The organism is Streptococcus panodentis (assembly GCF_017884005.1).
Lineage (GTDB): Bacteria > Bacillota > Bacilli > Lactobacillales > Streptococcaceae > Streptococcus > Streptococcus panodentis.
In genome coordinates, this window is the sequence record NZ_QFAY01000001.1 from 67,360 (window position 1) to 82,320 (window position 14,961).

Consider the following 14,961-nt stretch of genomic DNA (forward strand, 5'->3'; position numbering starts at 1 on the left):
CTATATTATACAAGAATAGATAAAGGAGAGCTTTTTTATGATTGAATTTAAAGATGTTACCAAAGTTTATGAAGGAACGGTAGCCCTGAATCAGCTGAATCTGGTCTTAGAAAGCGGGGAGATTGTCGGTTTAATCGGCCATAATGGTGCCGGCAAGTCAACAACCATTAAATCTCTGGTCAGCGTGATCAACCCCAGCAGCGGTCAGATTCTGGTTGACGGCCAGGACTTGGCTGCCAATCGTTTGGAGATCAAGAAAAAAATCGGGTATGTTGCGGATTCCCCTGACCTTTTCCTGCGCCTGACTGCTAATGAATTTTGGGAGCTGGTGGCGACTTCCTATGATATGACAACGGCAGAAACAGAAGCGCGCCTGACAGAGCTGCTGGATCTCTTTGATTTTGCCAGCCACCGCTATGAGGTCATCGAGTCCTTCTCTCACGGGATGCGGCAAAAGGTCTTTGTCATCGGTGCCCTCCTGTCGGATCCGGATATTTGGGTTTTGGATGAACCGCTGACCGGTCTGGACCCGCAGGCAGCCTTTGACCTTAAGCAAATGATGCGCCAGCATGCTGACAAGGGCAATACGGTGCTCTTTTCTACCCATGTCTTGGAAGTGGCAGAGCAGCTCTGTGATAAAATTGCCATTCTTAAAAAAGGTGCTCTCATTTTCTACGGCAGCATTGCAGAGCTAAAAGGCCAGCATCCAGAAGAATCACTGGAAAGCATTTATCTAGGTTTGGCCGGTCGAAGAGAAGAGGTGAGCTCAGATGCGTCTTAAAGCTGTCAAAAAATTAGTCGAAATTAACATTCTCTATGCCGTGCAGCCCAACCAGCTCCAGCAGTATCGCAAGAAACAGGCCAAAACACCAGACAGAAAGATTAATGTTTCCCTGCAGGCTATCCGGACCTATTTGATTTTAGGACTGCTCTATCTCTTCCTTTTTGGCCTCATGGGTGCGGTCAACTATTTGGTGGGCAATCCTGGTCTTTTTGCCAATCTGGTGACAGTCTTTGCTCTCTTTTCTATGTCACAGGGTTTTCTGGCTTTCTACAATGTCTTTTATGAAAGCAAGGACCTGCAGTCTTATCGGCCTTACGCCTTCAGCGAAGCAGAGATTATTGTCGGCAAGGGGATTTCAGTCCTTCTGACCCTGCTGATTGCACTCCTGCCTATGTTTAGCTATTTTCTGGTTTTGGCCATTCAGGGCGGCAATATTCTCTTGGGCCTTCCCTTGGCTCTGCTTTCTATACTTATTCTCTGCTCTGTTTTGACTTTTTTGGTCCTGATTGCCGTGCACTTTATCACAAAAACGGCTTTTTTCAGACGGTATAAGAATCTCCTGTCCAATCTCATCTTGGCAGCTGTCTCCATTGCTTCCATGATTCTTTATTTCTTCATCAATCAGATGAACGGCCGAAATATGGCGGCCAATATGAAGCCAGCCTCTTTCTTTCCGCCTATGGAAGCCTTTTACCATTTTATCATCAGTCCATTTGAGTCAGCCTCGCTCATCGGTATTTCAGCTTGGCTGGCAGCAGCAGCTATTCTTTTTCTCATCGTCAAAGTCAAGGTTATTCCTGAATTTTACGAAGCAGCCCTGATGACCGGCTTTGCAGCAGGTAAGCAGGAGCGCGTGCGAGACATCAATGTTGATGATGCCAAGAATTTAGGGAAATTTGCCTGGCGCTATCATATCCGGCTCTTGAGTGAAGGCTCTGTCGTCATGCAGACCATTCTGATGTCGGCTGTTCTTCCCTATCTCTTCATTATCAGTATAGTCATGGGAGTTATGAGAAATCTTCCCTCCCTTGCTTCCTATCTGACACCACGTTTTCTGCTGCCGATGATTCTGCTGGCTGTTTTCATTGCCACGCTCAATTCCGGCGGCAATAATCTGACGGCCATTGGGATTTCACTGGAAAGGGAAAACTTTGACTATCTCAAAGTTCTGCCCTTTGACCTGGAAAAGTACATCCGTCTGAAATTTTGGTATCTCTTTGTCCTCCAGTCTGTGCTGCCGGTTGTTTTGCTGCTGGCTGTCAGTTTATTTCTTGGTGTGCACCCCATTACGCTCATCACCATGCTCTTAGTCTGGTTTTTCGCCAGTCTGATCTGGAGTTCCTGGGGCTATCATTATGACTACAAGCACCTATCGACCAACTGGTCCAATGTCACAGAATTGCTGAACCGGGGCAACAGCATGGTTAAGACCCTGCTGGCTCTGCTGATTACCATAGGAATGGTGATAGCCATTGTAATTCTCTTCTTCCTCTCCCTCAGCCTGCCGGCCCTGATCCTTTATCTGCTGTCGGCAGCCTTGGTCATTCTGCTGGGTCTGCTGGCCTTGCTCAGCTACCGGCATTACAGGAAAAAATTAAACACCGAATTGGCGGTCTTCTATTAAAGTAAACAATCCTCAGAGAGAAGAAACCTTCTGAGGATTTTCTACTGCTCTTGACGAAACCAGCCCTAAGGGCGCAGTTGAGTCCTAGAGCAGTGGATGCAGTTTTGTCCATTAGGACAAAAGCTGTAAACTCTGAAAGCCTCTTGACGAAACTAGCTCAAAACCTCTGGGGGAGGTTTTGAGGCTGCAGATGAAGCTTCCGTGAGGAAGTGTCTGCCAGTAGGGGCGCAGTTGAGTCCTAGAGCAGTGGATGCAGTTTTGTCCATTAGGACAAAAGCTGTAAACTCTGAAAGCCTTTTGACGAAACTAGCTCAAAACCTCTGGGGGAGATTTTGAGGCTGCAGATGAAGCTTCCGTGAGGAAGTGTCTGCCAGTAAGGGCGCAGTTGAGTCCTAGAGCAGTGGATGCAGTTTTGTCCGCTGGGGCAAAAGCTGTATACCTTGAAGGCCTCTTTGCGAAACAAGCCTACAGAAAATGAACTCCCTTTTTTTAAAAAAACTATGATATAATGAAAGGGTAAATCATTCTGTAAAAGGGGTATGTGATGGGCACTATTAAATCCAATATCGTCATTTAGTTTATCTTTTATTACGTCGTTAACTCACCTTGCCGTACTCCAGTACAGCCTGCGGCTCGTTGCCTAGTACTAAAAGCAAACTAAAAGACTATATGATATCAGCTAGCTCGGCGATCAGCGAGCTGGTCGGGCTGGACACCGGCGCTGCGCAAAATTTGCAGGTGGAGTTTGCCTATACGGCTGAGATTTCTGGGATGGAAGCTGGGCGTCAGGCGGCCAACGGGATGCTGCAGACGGTTTCTGACTTTAGTGCGGCTGTTCTCACGCAAGCTAATAAATTCCCAGAAATTGCCGCAAAAATAGAAAAGCGCGATGTGGAAGAGGCCAAGCGCTGGGAGGGCTGAGCATGTACCGGAAAGATAAAAGCGAAGACAAGCGCTATGAACTCTACAAGAAAATCCAGAAAGCAGAGCGGACAGAAGATGACTTTATGGAGCTCAAGCGAAAATTTGAGAAGTCTTTGGAAGATTTTTATACAGATTTTCAGTATTTAACTGATAAAATGAACACTCTGCTGCAGAACTATCCCTATAGTCCGTATGTGAATATCGGTTCCGCTGTGGAAGCCAATCTTTCACAGGGACAGCAGGTGCAGAACTATGTGGACAAGCAGTCTGACAGACTGGACAAGCTCAGCCGCAAGGCCATCAATTCTTTAGAAGAAAAAAGAGAGAAATTAATAAAAGAATTGAACGCGGTCTAAGAGCAGTGCGAAAAAGATAAAGTCTCCTAGGAGCAGTCGCTCCTTTGTTGACTTTCCTATTTTCGCTTTGCTCTTTCAACGACCTTTGTATCTTGTGAAAGGAATAGTCTACCATGGGAGTGAGATACAGTGCAGCGGATTCAGCCCAGCTTATCCAGGCCATGACCAATAACCTGCAGGTGGCCAACGATGTGACTGACCGCCTGTCCAGAGGCTGCGACCATCTGATGGCTTCGCTGGATTCAGGGGAACTGCAGGGGCGGCCTATACGGCAGGCAAGGGCCTTTTTGAGGATGTCATCATCCCTTCTATCAAGAAGCTGCAGGCGGCGATTGATGATATCCAGGCAGAGCTGGCTTCTTACAAAAGCGCAGATGCAGAGATAGCCGAGTATGGAACGCTGGATTTGGACCTGCTGAAAGAGGAGCTGAAAATCAGAGAGCAGCAGCTGGCGGCAGTTGACAAGCAGATTAAAGCCGATAAGGATTTCTTCCGCCAGGCCGGTGCTCTCTTGTCGGGCCAGCTGGGGACTCTGCTGGCGCAAACTACTGCCCTCACAGAGCTTGAAACTCAGCTGAATATCGGTATCGGAGAAATCAAGAAAAAAATTGAAAAACTGGAGTGGTTTGCGGCTCAGGTTTCCAATTATTTCAGCGACAGTCTGGAAGTCCTGCGGCTGGCTATTCAGGGGGCTAGCCAGCTCAGTCAAGTCATTGTAGACAGCAGTGGCAACCACTTCACCGACGGTGTGGATATGAGCTGGGTGACTAAGATGAAAGATGCAAAGGTTGAAAGTGTAAACATTGATTCTTCTAAAGAAAACAAACAGCTTCATAAGGACTATCAGAAAGTTCTAGATAAGCTGGAAAAAGGAAAAGAACTGAGCGATAAGGAATTGCAAACTCTGGAATCCTATGCTCGTCGCCACCCTCAAGCTCAACTGCCTAAAATTGTAAACGAAACTCTGAAGACTGAAGCCGCCAATAGAGCTAATCCAGAAAAACTTCAGGAAAAGGTTGAGAAAATCAAAAAGAGCGATAAGACCTTGACCGAAAAAGCGGACTTAATCGTTAAAGCTTATGAAGATTACCTGTTTTACAATAACAGAGAAGCCTTTGAAGAGTATTGGAAAAAGCGGAAGGCGATGGGCGATGATTGGACAAGTCCTAAGAAAATTAAAAAAGTTCAAGATATTGAAGATGAATTCTTTAATAATATTCAAGGATCTAGTATAAACATAAAAAAACTTTCTCAAGATTTAGGCAATCATGTCTTGGACGTAAAAAAAATAGAAGATGAGAAGAGAGCAGAGTTAATCCAAAAAGGAAGAGAGTTCTGGAAGAGCCCAGGAGACAATGGAGTAACAGATTTTTCTATCCCAATTGGAACAAAATTGGGGGATAATGCTACCTTTATAGAATTAGTCAACACCAATCAGCCTCTGGACCTTAAAAACCGAGTCTATCGAGATGAATACCCATTTTCCGTTTGGGGGCGTCAGTGGGAAGAAGAAATGTCTTCAGACTATCTAGGAAATTATCTCTTTGGCTATGTTGGCAAAGGGTATCTAGAGTCGAGCGATGACTATTTAAAATATGGCGCAGGGAAGGCGCAACATATCTCTGATTTATTCAAGGTTGATAAATATTTTGTTGTAGGAGCTGATATAAAATACAGTCTAAGTCTATTGCAAGGTCAGTATGGGGATAATTTTGGTGATGCTGCGGCAATTCAAGACGGTGCGGATGCTTATAAAGGGGGAAATAATTAATATGTTCACTTTATTTGTATTTATTGTTTCCTTAATCCTGCTTTTGCGCCGTTTTAAGAGCCGGCGTTCAAGAATTATTATCGGTATGTTATATAGCCTGTTTTTGGTCTGGTATGTTCAGGCGATTTTAAACTACGGCAAGTATACCTTACAGCCGGGTCAAAGTGTTCAATTAAGAGTATCGCCAAATACGAATCAGGTTGAATTTAGTTCGGAATTGATTTTAGATAAGAAAGATTCTGGGAAACTTAAACTGACAGGTTTGAGCTTTTGGACCGAGATTGGGAAAAGAGAACATTATGATGTGGAAGAAACAGAAATTTATGAAACGGTTTTTATTGATGGAAAGATAGAACATAAAAAGCTTCCAAACTCTAACAACAATTCAATGTATATAGGCGAAAACGGCTTCATCGTTCAGTATAAAGGCGGGAAAAGATTTAATGTTACAAGCGGTGAGAAATACACCATCACCATTACCAATATAGACAACAAACCAGCTCACTTTGAAGCCCAGGTGGTGGATAGATAAATTAAGTCTACAAGGAAGATTCCCCCTTTTCCGTTTGGGGGCGTCAGTGGGAAGAAGAAATGTCTTCAGACTATCTAGGAAATTATCTCTTTGGCTATGTTGGCAAAGGGTATTTAGAATCTAGTGATGACTACTTGAAAATAGGAGCTGGAGCAGCTCAAGGGGTGTCTGATAAAGATGCTATTAAGTATATAAATAATATTATCAATGGAATTATGGAGACAATCCAGGAGATGCGAAAATGATTCAAGATGGCATGGATGCTTACAAGGAGAACCACAAATGACCTTGAAAAAACAATCGAATTGGAATCTAGGCTGCAGTTCATTACTTGTTGGAGTTTTGGCAGCTGGTTTTCTGTTTTATCTGTGGGCACAAAACCTTGGTAAATACACTTTGCAGCCTGGTCAGTCTATTAGTTTGAAAGTCAAACCTCGGACACAAGATGTGGAATACTATTCAGTGTTAATTTTGAAGAAAAATGATAGTAATAAGCTGAAATTATTAGGTTTAGGAGTTTAGTTTGAGGTAAACGGTGACATTTTTATGGAGTTGAAGAGCAAAAACTCTTTAAACGAAACTATTCAGAAATTGATGATGAAGAATTACCCAATAATCAAAAAGGTATTCAGAATGATGCCATTATCAAGATTTGGGAAGCCAATGCCAGCCTGAATGTCAGCTTTGCCCAAAACCACAGTAACTGGCAGGCCAATAAAAAGAGTAGTATTACTCATGGGAAACAGATAGAAGCACGTGTGAAAGGGAAAAATGTAAAAATCCGTATTGATTCGGAACCACATAGTGGTAAATTTCAAGTACAATCTGGAAGTGGAAAATCTGGCTATTCACTAAATGAGCATTTACAAATAGACAGAATAACAGGTAAAGATTCTATTTTAGACTGGGTAAATTCAAATGAAAGTTTAAGTAAACTCAACAGAAAAGGTGATTACACCAAAACTGATTTTTATGATGAGTTTAAAAAAATAGCTCAAAAGATGTGGTTCAAAGAGCGAAAAGGGATTGAACTCGATTTTTCCTATGCTTGGGATGAAGATTTGCATTTAAATTTACGGTTGGATAAATTTAAATACAATGATGAACGTTGGGAGAGTGCAAATTTTGATAAAAATATAAACCCTTGGAAGACATTGGAATTTGAGAATTTAACAATGGACTTCGAAGATTCCTATGAAAGCGATGGGCGGGAAAAAGGAGACTATCTGCGAATCATCACGACTCATAAGGATATTCTAACGGTTGATAAGCGCGCCATGTATATTATGGTAATCGAAGTGGCGACTGCAATAGACGGTCAAATCAGCGAAGACGACAAAGAAACTTGGCTGAGCATTGAAGAATTTAAAGCAAAACATGCAGACCTGCTGCATTTGACCTACGATGAAGCGGTCGATATTAGTTTGGAGGAACTAGAGGTTATGGAGGCGGTAGATGAACCGCTTTGGGATGAATTGCATAAGGGATGGGAGGAGTACATAGCCATTCACGGCGAACGCGTTTATGACGATGAGGACGAATGAAATTATACATAAAAGGTGATTACAGCAAGGAGTTTCCGTTTGATTATTTGGAATTGGTGAGTTGGACTATGTCATCTATCTGCGGCTTGTGTCCTGTCTAGTGTGTATTTTCATCATTTCTCTACAAATAAAAGTTCTGCCATTTGCTGCAGAACTTTTATTTTTTCTTTTCCTCCAATTCCAGCGGCATAAAGGTTGCCGTGACTCGGCCGATGAGCTTGGGTTCTTCTTCATGGGGGATAAATTTATCGCTGTATTTCTTATTAAGGGAAATCAGGCGGATGCCAGCTGGATCATTGAAAACTTTCTTGATAATGGTTTGTCCATCGTAGTCGATGGCATAAATGGCGCCAGCCAGTTCAAAGTGGGTCTCTTTAATCAGAGCAACGGAACCTCGGGGGGATTTAGGCTCCAGTGAATCCGTCCGCACCCAAAGAGCGATGTCATAATCAATCTCCCTATCCAGCCAGACAAGGTCCGCCTGCTCTTTTTTATGCTGGGAAATGTAGTAGTTTTCATAGACCAGATAGGGGAAGTAGGAGTCCTTGAAGCCTTCTTTTTGCTCTTTCTCCTGAACTTTCTTTTCAGCTAGTTTGAGAACTTCTTCTTGCTGGTCCTGGCTCAGCTGCTGATAAATTCGATTTAATTCGGGGAACTGCTGAGGAATGTCTGCAATCAGACGGTAGCGGGGATCGATGTCTTCCACTGCCACACCGAAAAAAGCCGCTATTTTTTTCAAATTGGCAGCAACCGGCAGAGAGCTGCCCTTGATATAGCCTGTAATAGTGCTGGCTGGAATACCGGTTTCGCGTGACAGCTCAACCTGTTTTTTCCCCTGTTCCTTGAGCAGGTCCTTCAATGTCTTGGAAATCTGAAGCATTGCTTCCTTATCCTGAGGGCTTGATGCCCCTCTTCCTCTGGCCATGGTATCAACTCCTTTACTTGTCTTTATTATAGCGAATTAAATCGAAAAAGTAAAGGATTAGAGCAAATTTTTAGCCTAATCCTTTACTTTTTATACTTTAAAAATTTAGTTGCAATCAAATCAAATCTCATAGCCCATCAAAATGCCGCCTTCTTCAGCGTAGAAGCTGCAGAGGCCGGAGGTCGGGATGATCTCAATAGCAGCCTGGGGGAATGTTTTCCGGACAGTTTCTGCAAATTGCTGGCAGAATTTTTCATTGCTGCGATGGGCCATAATGATTCGTCCGCCCTTGTAGCCGCCTTTCAGCAATTCGTCGATAGCAGCAGTGAGAGCTTTTTTAGGACCGCGGGCTTTTTGCAGCAGCTCTAAGGTACCAGTCGGACTGGCTTCCCCCACCATACGGATATTAAGGAGTCCGACAACTGCTCCCAGCAGTTTATTGAGCCGGCCGTTCTTGACCAGATTGTCCACCTTGGCCAGTACAAAGAGAAGTTTGGTTTTTTCCTGATAGCGAGTCATCACTTCGGCGATTTCCTCAAAGCTGAGGTCCTGCTTGATCAAATCATTGAGCTTGATGACCAGCAAATCAATCTCGCCCCCAGCAGAAAGGCTGTCAATAATGTGAATCTTGGCATCAGGATGCTCTTCCAGAAAGATTTTTTTAGCTACCTGAGCGCTGTTGTGGCTGCCAGAGAGGGTACCGGTGATGGTCACGACAAAGATATGATCAGCTCCCTCAAAGCTTCTGAGATAATCGTCCGGGCTGGGGCAGGCGGATTTGGAAGCCGCCGAAGCAGCATACATCTTTTCCATCAGGAGGTCGATATTGAGCTTTTCATCATCTACAAAAATCTCATTTCCCACCTGAAGTGTTAAGGGCACACTCTCAAAGGCTGTCTCTTGTGCTAATTCAGCGATTTGCCGGTAATCACAGCCGGAATCGGCGACAATTTTCCACGTCATCTTTTTCTCCTTTATTGCCAAGTATTTATTGTAAAAAATTGACAAAAAGCCTGTCTTTTTTTACAATTATAACATGAAGAAAGCTGATGAAGAAGCGGAAACTGTCAGCCGATACAGGAGAGAAGCAATTGTTATGTCGGAAAAGAAAATATCAGAAAAATCGCTGGCCAATTTAAGAAAATACAATCAGGAATCCAACCAAATTACCAGAGAGTCTTTGGAAATTTCCCTGATGCAGCTGCTGGAAAAGAAAGAGTTAAAGAAAATAACCATTTCGGAGCTGGTGGAGCGGGCTGGTGTTTCCCGAGCTGCTTTTTACCGCAATTACACATCCAAAGAGCAGATTTTGGAAGAAATATTTCGGAATACGGTCCAAGGCATCACTGACAAACTGGAAGAGTTTAATTTTAAGACGGAAATGTACCAGATTTGGCTTTTTCTTTTTAAGGAAGCCAAAAAAGAAGCCCGAGTAATCAGCTTAGCCATTGACTATAATTTTGAAAAACTCCTGACGCAGGCTGTCTTTGACTTTCTGGAAAAGCGCAGCCATAATACCAAGAAAACAGCCAATTCCTACATGAATTCTTTCTGGTCTTCAGCGGTTGTCTCCGTGCTGTCCAAGTGGATTAAGGACGGCATGAAGGTGCCGGCAGAAAAGATCGCCTCCCTAGGCATGCCGCTCTTTCCTCAGAAAAAGAAAAACAAGTGAGTCAGTCTGATTCGCTTGTTTTTAGGTCCTTTTGGAAAGCTGTCAGCTCTCTCTGATTTTTTAGTTCGTAGAATTTTTGAGGAAAGGTTTGTCGGATTCGCTCATATCTTGCCAGCGCTGTCTGACGCCGTCCGTCCCAGAGGATCCAGCGGATAAACTCCCAGTCAAACCGTTCAGGGCAGCCTGGGGCCATACTTTCTCGGACCTTATTACGGTATTTGAGGTAGCGCTTAAAAGCCCGGCAGAGACAATTCCAGCGGGAAAAGTTCATGAAGATAATTTGGTCAGCTTCCTCCATCCGCCGCTCATACAAACACCAGGAGTAGTTGCCGTCAATAACCCAGCTGGTGTTTTTTGACAGAAAATGATCCATCTGTTCTCTCATCCAGTCGCGGTCACTATCCTTCCATCCAGGTTGGAATTGCAATGTATCCATGTGAAGTTTGGGAATGGAGCAGTAGTGGGACAGTTGTGTTGCTAAAGTGGACTTCCCAGAACCAGAATAGCCGATGATAGCGATTTTCATTGGGATCCTTTCTTGAATAAAAGCACAAAAAAAGCTCCTAAGAGCTCCCTTTGTCTGCCTTATTTAGCAAGTTTAGCTGAAAGGCGTGCTTTATCGCGGCTTGCTTTGTTTTTGTGAATCAAACCTTTAGTTTCTGCTTTGTCGATAGCTGAGCTGGCAGCGCGGAAAAGTTCTTCAGATGGGTTTGCTTCAAAAGCTTTGATAGCAGTACGCATAGCTGATTTTTGAGCTGAGTTTTTTTCGTTTTGTTTAACGTTGAGTTCAGCGCGTTTGATAGCTGATTTAATGTTTGCCAAGTTTTTCACCTCCATTGTAATCTAACTATCTCATTATATATGAAAAGTTAGGATTTGACAAGCTTTTTTATTTTTTCAGATAAATTTCATCAATTTCGTGATTTCCGGCCTTGTGCAGAATGATTTCTGCCCGATTGCGGGTCGGTTCGATATAGTCCAGCAGGTTGACCAGATTGATGGTCTTCCAGATGTTTTGAGCAAAGGCCATCACCTCCTGCTCAGGCTGGGTGGTGAAGCGGTGGTAGTAGTTGCTTGAGTCGTCCTCGGCCAGCGTCAGGAGTTTTTTGAAGCGATCCAGATACCAGCTTTCGATATTGGCCACTTCCGCGTCCACATAGATGGAAAAATCAAAAAAGTCGGTCATGTAGAGTCGCTCATTTTGAGGATTCTGAAAGACATTGATGCCTTCGACGATGACAAAGTCGGCTGCTCTCACCTTTTGCTTTTGCTGGGGGACGATGTCGTAGATTTCATGTGAGTACACAGGAATTTCGAAATCCTGACCGTTTTTGATGCTGTCCAGAAAATTGAGCAGCAGTTCCATATCATAGCTTTCGGGAAATCCTTTGCGGTTTAAAATCCCATTTGCTTCCAAGGTTTGGTTAGGCAGCAAGAAACCATCTGTCGTGACCAGCTCAACTGTGGCATTGGAAAAGGTCCGTGACAGCAGGATCTGCAGAAGCCGGCTGGTTGTGGACTTTCCGACGGCCACACTGCCGGAAACTCCGATGATAAAAGGCTGCTTCCGGCTTTCCTTCTGCAAAAAAATACCCTTGGAAAAGGCTAGGTCTTCTTTGGAACGTTTGTAAATCTGAATCAGATGGGTCAGGGGCAGGTAGACATCCGTCACATCCTGCAGGCTGATTTTGTCGTTGAAACTCTTGATTGAATTCAGCTCTTCTTCCGTCAGCGGCGGTGTGGTCTTGCGGTGCAGGTTCTGCCAGGTATGGCGGCTGATTTTTTCAAAGTGAAGAAATTCGTTGGTCATAAGTTACTCCTATTTGTGCTTTTTAGTATATCATATTTTTTTAGGAATTGTAAACGATTTACAAGCACCGCTGAAATATGATAAAATAGTTTTATGAGTAAAATGTATTTTGCAGAAAATCCCGATGCTGAGCACGACATACATAAACTGAGAGTGAAGCTCTTAGGACAGGAGATGACTTTTCTGACCGATGCCGGAGTCTTTAGTAAAAAGATGATTGATTACGGCAGTCAGGTCCTTTTGTCTGCTCTGGATTTTAAGCCGGGGGCCAGTGTTTTGGATGTAGGGTGCGGTTACGGAGCGCTGGGGCTGACCTTGGTCAAGGCTCAGGCCGTCAAGGCCAGTCTGCTGGACATCAACAGCCGTGCCTTGGAACTGACCCGGAAAAATGCGGAAGCCAACCACATTTCTGCTCAGATTTTCCAGTCCAATATCTATGAAAAGGTAGAGGGACATTTTGACCACATCATCAGCAATCCGCCCATCCGAGCCGGCAAGCAGGTGGTGCATGAGGTGATTTCCGGCAGCAGCCGCCATTTGAAAGAAGGCGGCGATTTGACCATTGTCATCCAAAAAAAGCAGGGCGCTCCCAGCGCCAAAGCCAAAATGGAAGAGGTCTTTGGCAACTGTCAGATTCTAAAGAAAAATAAGGGATACTATATCCTTAGAAGTGAGAAGTAACTATGCGAGCAGTGGATATTATTCAGAAAAAGCGTGACGGATTGGAACTGACCAGTCAGGAGATTCAGTGGCTGATTGAAGGCTATACAGCAGGTACGGTGCCGGATTATCAAATGTCGGCCTTTGCAATGGCAGTCTATTTCAAGGGCATGACCACCCGGGAAATCTCCGATTTAACCATGACCATGGTCGGAACAGGTCAGCAGTTTGATCTGTCAGAAATTGCGGGTGTTAAGGTAGATAAGCATTCGACCGGCGGTGTCGGCGACAAGGTGACACTGGTCTTGGTGCCGCTGGTGGCCAGTTTCGGTGTGCCAGTGGCCAAGATGAGCGGTCGCGGTCTGGGACATACCGGCGGAACGATTGATAAGTTAGAATCCATCAAAGGCTTTCAGGTGGAGCGCAGTCAGGAAGAGTTTATCCAGCAGGTACAGGACATCGAACTGTCTGTTATCGGTCAGTCAGACCAGCTGGTGCGGGCTGACAAGCTGCTCTATGCCCTGCGGGATGTGACGGCAACTGTGGACACGATTCCCCTCATTGCCAGCTCGGTCATGAGCAAGAAAATCGCTGCCGGAGCCGACAGTATCCTGCTGGATGTGACAGTAGGCGAAGGGGCCTTTATGAAGAATCTGGCCGATGCCCGCCGCTTGGCGCAAACCATGGTGGACTTGGGCAAGGCGGTCGGCCGTAAGACTACAGCAGTCATCACCGATATGAGCCAGCCTCTGGGGACCAGTATCGGCAACCGTCTGGAGATTTTAGAAGCTCTGGCTATTCTGCAGGGTCAGGGCCGGGAGGATATTACGGTCTTCATCTGTGAGCTGGCGCAAATCATGCTCTCTCTGGCAGATGTGGAGAAGACAGCAGAAGAAGTCCGTCAGCATCTGACAGACGGCTCTGCTCTTGAGAAATTTGAGGCTATGATTGCAGCTCAGGGCGGTGACTTGGAAGACCTCTATCGGCCATCCAGCGCAGCCTATGTCCTAGAAGTAACAGCCGATCAGGATGGTTACATCACGGAACTGCCAGCTATGGAGTTCGGTCTCTTTGCCATGCGGCTGGGAGCCGGCCGGGCTGTGAAGACGGACAGCTTAGACTATGAAACCGGTCTTGTCTTCGAGAAAAAAGTCGGCGACAGAGTCAGGGCTGGACAGGTTCTTGCCAAAATTTATGCCAATCAAAAAATTTCACAAGAACTAGTTACAGATTTCAAAAAAAATGTTAAAATAAGTAACGAGGCCGTAAAAGTGAGCGAGATTATTGAAATCATCGCTTAGCTTGAAGGAGAACCATTATGAAATTAAATCAATACATCGATCACACGCTCTTAAAACCAGATGCAACAAAAGAGCAGATTGTGAAATTAATAGAAGAAGCAAAGAGCTATGACTTTGCCAGTATCTGTGTCAATCCAGCTTGGACTGCTTTTGCAGCTGAGCAGCTCAAGGGTTCAGATGTCAAGGTCTGCGTTCCGATTGGCTTTCCTTTGGGAGCCAATACTTCTGAGGTTAAAGCGTTTGAAACCAAGGATGCTATCCGAAAGGGAGCTGCTGAAGTGGATATGGTTATCAATGTAGGCGCTCTCAAATCTCAGGATTACGATTTGGTAGAGCAGGATATTCGAGCGGTTGTGGAAGCTGCTGACGGAACCTTGGTCAAGGTGATTCTGGAGACCTGCCTGCTGACGGATGAGGAGAAAGTCAAAGCCTGCCAGCTGGCTCAAAAAGCAGGGGCGGATTTTGTCAAAACCTCAACCGGCTTTTCCAGCGGCGGGGCGACGGTAGCTGATGTTGCTCTGATGCGTCAAACAGTCGGTCCTGATATGGGGGTCAAAGCCTCTGGCGGTGCCCGTTCTTACGAGGATGCTCAGGCCTTTATTGAGGCCGGCGCAACTCGTATCGGTACATCGGCAGGTGTAGCGATTATGAAGGGAGAAGAGGCCAGTGGCGACTACTGACTTGATTGATTTAGCTGTCGAAACCAGCAGGAAAGCCTATGTCCCCTATTCTCACTTTCCGATTGGGGCGGTATTGCTGGCTAAGGACGGCCGGGTCTTTACCGGCGTCAATATCGAAAATGCCAGTTTCGGCCTGACCAACTGCGGTGAGCGGACAGCCATTTTTAAGGCAGTTTCCGAAGGAGTCTTGGACTTTGAAGAGCTGGTTGTCTATGGGGAAACGGAAAAGCCTGTTTCACCCTGCGGTGCCTGCCGTCAGGTGATGGCGGAATTTTTTGCTAAGGATTTAAAGGTGACCTTGGTCGCTAAAGATAAATCGACGGTCGTGATGACGGTCGGGGAGTTACTTCCATACTCTTTCACAGATTTGAACTAAAT

At 45.0% G+C, this 14,961-nt stretch carries 19 protein-coding genes and 1 pseudogene; 15 read left to right on the forward strand and 5 right to left on the reverse strand.

Annotated elements, in window-relative coordinates; genetic code table 11:
- Window positions 1-37: 37 nt before the first annotated feature.
- The 10 genes and pseudogenes from DHL47_RS00250 (at window position 38) to DHL47_RS00295 (ending at window position 7,535) form a co-directional block, all read left to right on the forward strand.
- Complete coding sequence (locus DHL47_RS00250; protein WP_209550484.1) at window positions 38-781, forward strand: ABC transporter ATP-binding protein; 744 nt, start codon at window positions 38-40, stop codon at window positions 779-781.
- A complete protein-coding gene (locus DHL47_RS00255; protein ID WP_209550485.1) occupies window positions 771-2,408 on the forward strand; it encodes a hypothetical protein in 1,638 nt (545 codons plus the stop codon). Before DHL47_RS00250 ends, DHL47_RS00255 begins: the two co-directional genes overlap by 11 nt.
- Window positions 2,409-3,077: 669 nt before the next feature.
- Entirely contained in the window at window positions 3,078-3,329 is a 252-nt protein-coding gene (locus tag DHL47_RS00260; RefSeq protein WP_209550486.1) for a TIGR04197 family type VII secretion effector, read from the forward strand.
- A gap of 2 nt (window positions 3,330-3,331) precedes the next feature.
- The gene (locus tag DHL47_RS00265; RefSeq protein ID WP_209550487.1) at window positions 3,332-3,688 is read left to right on the forward strand and encodes a cingulin; all 357 of its coding nucleotides are present in this window, start codon (window positions 3,332-3,334) and stop codon (window positions 3,686-3,688) included.
- Between the two features lie 113 nt (window positions 3,689-3,801).
- A pseudogene (locus DHL47_RS13595) lies at window positions 3,802-4,476 on the forward strand (hypothetical protein); the annotation flags it as partial.
- Between the two features lie 356 nt (window positions 4,477-4,832).
- Window positions 4,833-5,459, forward strand: a complete 627-nt coding sequence (locus tag DHL47_RS13600; RefSeq protein ID WP_209550596.1) for a polymorphic toxin type 44 domain-containing protein — start codon at window positions 4,833-4,835, stop codon at window positions 5,457-5,459.
- 1 nt (window position 5,460) lies between these two features.
- A complete protein-coding gene (locus DHL47_RS00280) occupies window positions 5,461-5,991 on the forward strand; it encodes a hypothetical protein (RefSeq protein WP_209550488.1) in 531 nt (176 codons plus the stop codon).
- A 59-nt stretch (window positions 5,992-6,050) separates the two neighbouring features.
- Window positions 6,051-6,236, forward strand: a complete 186-nt coding sequence (locus DHL47_RS00285) for a hypothetical protein (RefSeq protein WP_209550489.1) — start codon at window positions 6,051-6,053, stop codon at window positions 6,234-6,236.
- Window positions 6,237-6,273: 37 nt separating this feature from the next.
- Window positions 6,274-6,513: a hypothetical protein gene (locus DHL47_RS13260; RefSeq protein WP_420853820.1), complete on the forward strand. Its 240-nt coding sequence runs from the start codon at window positions 6,274-6,276 to the stop codon at window positions 6,511-6,513.
- 479 nt (window positions 6,514-6,992) lie between these two features.
- On the forward strand, window positions 6,993-7,535 hold the full coding sequence (locus DHL47_RS00295; protein ID WP_245335502.1) for a hypothetical protein: 543 nt from the start codon (window positions 6,993-6,995) through the stop codon (window positions 7,533-7,535).
- Window positions 7,536-7,692: 157 nt separating this feature from the next.
- Here the strand turns inward: DHL47_RS00295 and DHL47_RS00300 are convergent, their stop codons facing one another.
- Together DHL47_RS00300 and DHL47_RS00305 are read right to left on the reverse strand one after the other, a co-directional pair.
- Entirely contained in the window at window positions 7,693-8,460 is a 768-nt protein-coding gene (locus DHL47_RS00300; protein WP_209550490.1) for an XRE family transcriptional regulator, read from the reverse strand.
- Window positions 8,461-8,580: 120 nt separating this feature from the next.
- Window positions 8,581-9,423, reverse strand: a complete 843-nt coding sequence (locus DHL47_RS00305; protein ID WP_209550491.1) for a DegV family protein — start codon at window positions 9,421-9,423, stop codon at window positions 8,581-8,583.
- 133 nt (window positions 9,424-9,556) lie between these two features.
- On the opposite strand from DHL47_RS00305, the gene DHL47_RS00310 reads away from it, so the two are divergent.
- Window positions 9,557-10,132, forward strand: coding sequence for a TetR/AcrR family transcriptional regulator (locus tag DHL47_RS00310; RefSeq protein ID WP_209550492.1), 576 nt, complete (start codon window positions 9,557-9,559; stop codon window positions 10,130-10,132).
- A 1-nt stretch (window position 10,133) separates the two neighbouring features.
- Here DHL47_RS00310 and DHL47_RS00315 read toward each other — a convergent pair whose 3' ends face one another.
- The 3 genes from DHL47_RS00315 to coaA all read right to left on the reverse strand — a co-directional run bounded on the left by DHL47_RS00315 (window position 10,134) and on the right by coaA (window position 11,942).
- On the reverse strand, window positions 10,134-10,658 hold the full coding sequence (locus tag DHL47_RS00315; RefSeq protein WP_209550493.1) for a DNA topology modulation protein: 525 nt from the start codon (window positions 10,656-10,658) through the stop codon (window positions 10,134-10,136).
- Window positions 10,659-10,717: 59 nt separating this feature from the next.
- Entirely contained in the window at window positions 10,718-10,954 is a 237-nt protein-coding gene (rpsT, locus tag DHL47_RS00320) for a 30S ribosomal protein S20 (protein ID WP_001274000.1), read from the reverse strand.
- Between the two features lie 67 nt (window positions 10,955-11,021).
- On the reverse strand, window positions 11,022-11,942 hold the full coding sequence (gene coaA, locus DHL47_RS00325) for a type I pantothenate kinase (protein ID WP_128837185.1): 921 nt from the start codon (window positions 11,940-11,942) through the stop codon (window positions 11,022-11,024).
- 93 nt (window positions 11,943-12,035) lie between these two features.
- Here coaA and DHL47_RS00330 point away from each other — a divergent pair, with 93 nt between their 5' ends.
- The 4 genes from DHL47_RS00330 to DHL47_RS00345 are packed head-to-tail and all read left to right on the forward strand — an operon-like array spanning window position 12,036 to window position 14,959.
- Window positions 12,036-12,623 (forward strand): class I SAM-dependent methyltransferase, encoded by a 588-nt coding sequence (locus DHL47_RS00330; RefSeq protein WP_209550494.1) that lies wholly within the window; start codon window positions 12,036-12,038, stop codon window positions 12,621-12,623.
- Window positions 12,624-12,625: 2 nt separating this feature from the next.
- Entirely contained in the window at window positions 12,626-13,903 is a 1,278-nt protein-coding gene (locus tag DHL47_RS00335) for a pyrimidine-nucleoside phosphorylase (protein ID WP_209550495.1), read from the forward strand.
- Window positions 13,904-13,920: 17 nt separating this feature from the next.
- Window positions 13,921-14,583: a deoxyribose-phosphate aldolase gene (gene deoC, locus DHL47_RS00340; protein ID WP_209550496.1), complete on the forward strand. Its 663-nt coding sequence runs from the start codon at window positions 13,921-13,923 to the stop codon at window positions 14,581-14,583.
- Complete coding sequence (locus DHL47_RS00345) at window positions 14,570-14,959, forward strand: cytidine deaminase (RefSeq protein WP_128837182.1); 390 nt, start codon at window positions 14,570-14,572, stop codon at window positions 14,957-14,959. Before deoC ends, DHL47_RS00345 begins: the two co-directional genes overlap by 14 nt.
- The last annotated feature ends 2 nt before the right edge of the window (window positions 14,960-14,961 follow it).

Coding starts and splice junctions, on each gene's coding strand:
- DHL47_RS00260 (WP_209550486.1), top strand. CDS start 3,078: ATGATATCAGCTAGCTCGGCGATCAGCGAGCTGGTCGGGCTGGACACC.
- DHL47_RS00285 (WP_209550489.1), top strand. CDS start 6,051: ATGTCTTCAGACTATCTAGGAAATTATCTCTTTGGCTATGTTGGCAAA.
- coaA (WP_128837185.1), bottom strand. CDS start 11,942: ATGACCAACGAATTTCTTCACTTTGAAAAAATCAGCCGCCATACCTGG.
- DHL47_RS00315 (WP_209550493.1), bottom strand. CDS start 10,658: ATGAAAATCGCTATCATCGGCTATTCTGGTTCTGGGAAGTCCACTTTA.
- DHL47_RS13260 (WP_420853820.1), top strand. CDS start 6,274: ATGACCTTGAAAAAACAATCGAATTGGAATCTAGGCTGCAGTTCATTA.
- DHL47_RS00305 (WP_209550491.1), bottom strand. CDS start 9,423: ATGACGTGGAAAATTGTCGCCGATTCCGGCTGTGATTACCGGCAAATC.
- DHL47_RS00280 (WP_209550488.1), top strand. CDS start 5,461: ATGTTCACTTTATTTGTATTTATTGTTTCCTTAATCCTGCTTTTGCGC.
- DHL47_RS00250 (WP_209550484.1), top strand. CDS start 38: ATGATTGAATTTAAAGATGTTACCAAAGTTTATGAAGGAACGGTAGCC.
- DHL47_RS00300 (WP_209550490.1), bottom strand. CDS start 8,460: ATGGCCAGAGGAAGAGGGGCATCAAGCCCTCAGGATAAGGAAGCAATG.
- DHL47_RS00295 (WP_245335502.1), top strand. CDS start 6,993: ATGTGGTTCAAAGAGCGAAAAGGGATTGAACTCGATTTTTCCTATGCT.
- deoC (WP_209550496.1), top strand. CDS start 13,921: ATGAAATTAAATCAATACATCGATCACACGCTCTTAAAACCAGATGCA.
- DHL47_RS13600 (WP_209550596.1), top strand. CDS start 4,833: ATGGGCGATGATTGGACAAGTCCTAAGAAAATTAAAAAAGTTCAAGAT.
- DHL47_RS00255 (WP_209550485.1), top strand. CDS start 771: ATGCGTCTTAAAGCTGTCAAAAAATTAGTCGAAATTAACATTCTCTAT.
- DHL47_RS00310 (WP_209550492.1), top strand. CDS start 9,557: ATGTCGGAAAAGAAAATATCAGAAAAATCGCTGGCCAATTTAAGAAAA.
- DHL47_RS00330 (WP_209550494.1), top strand. CDS start 12,036: ATGAGTAAAATGTATTTTGCAGAAAATCCCGATGCTGAGCACGACATA.
- DHL47_RS00265 (WP_209550487.1), top strand. CDS start 3,332: ATGTACCGGAAAGATAAAAGCGAAGACAAGCGCTATGAACTCTACAAG.
- DHL47_RS00335 (WP_209550495.1), top strand. CDS start 12,626: ATGCGAGCAGTGGATATTATTCAGAAAAAGCGTGACGGATTGGAACTG.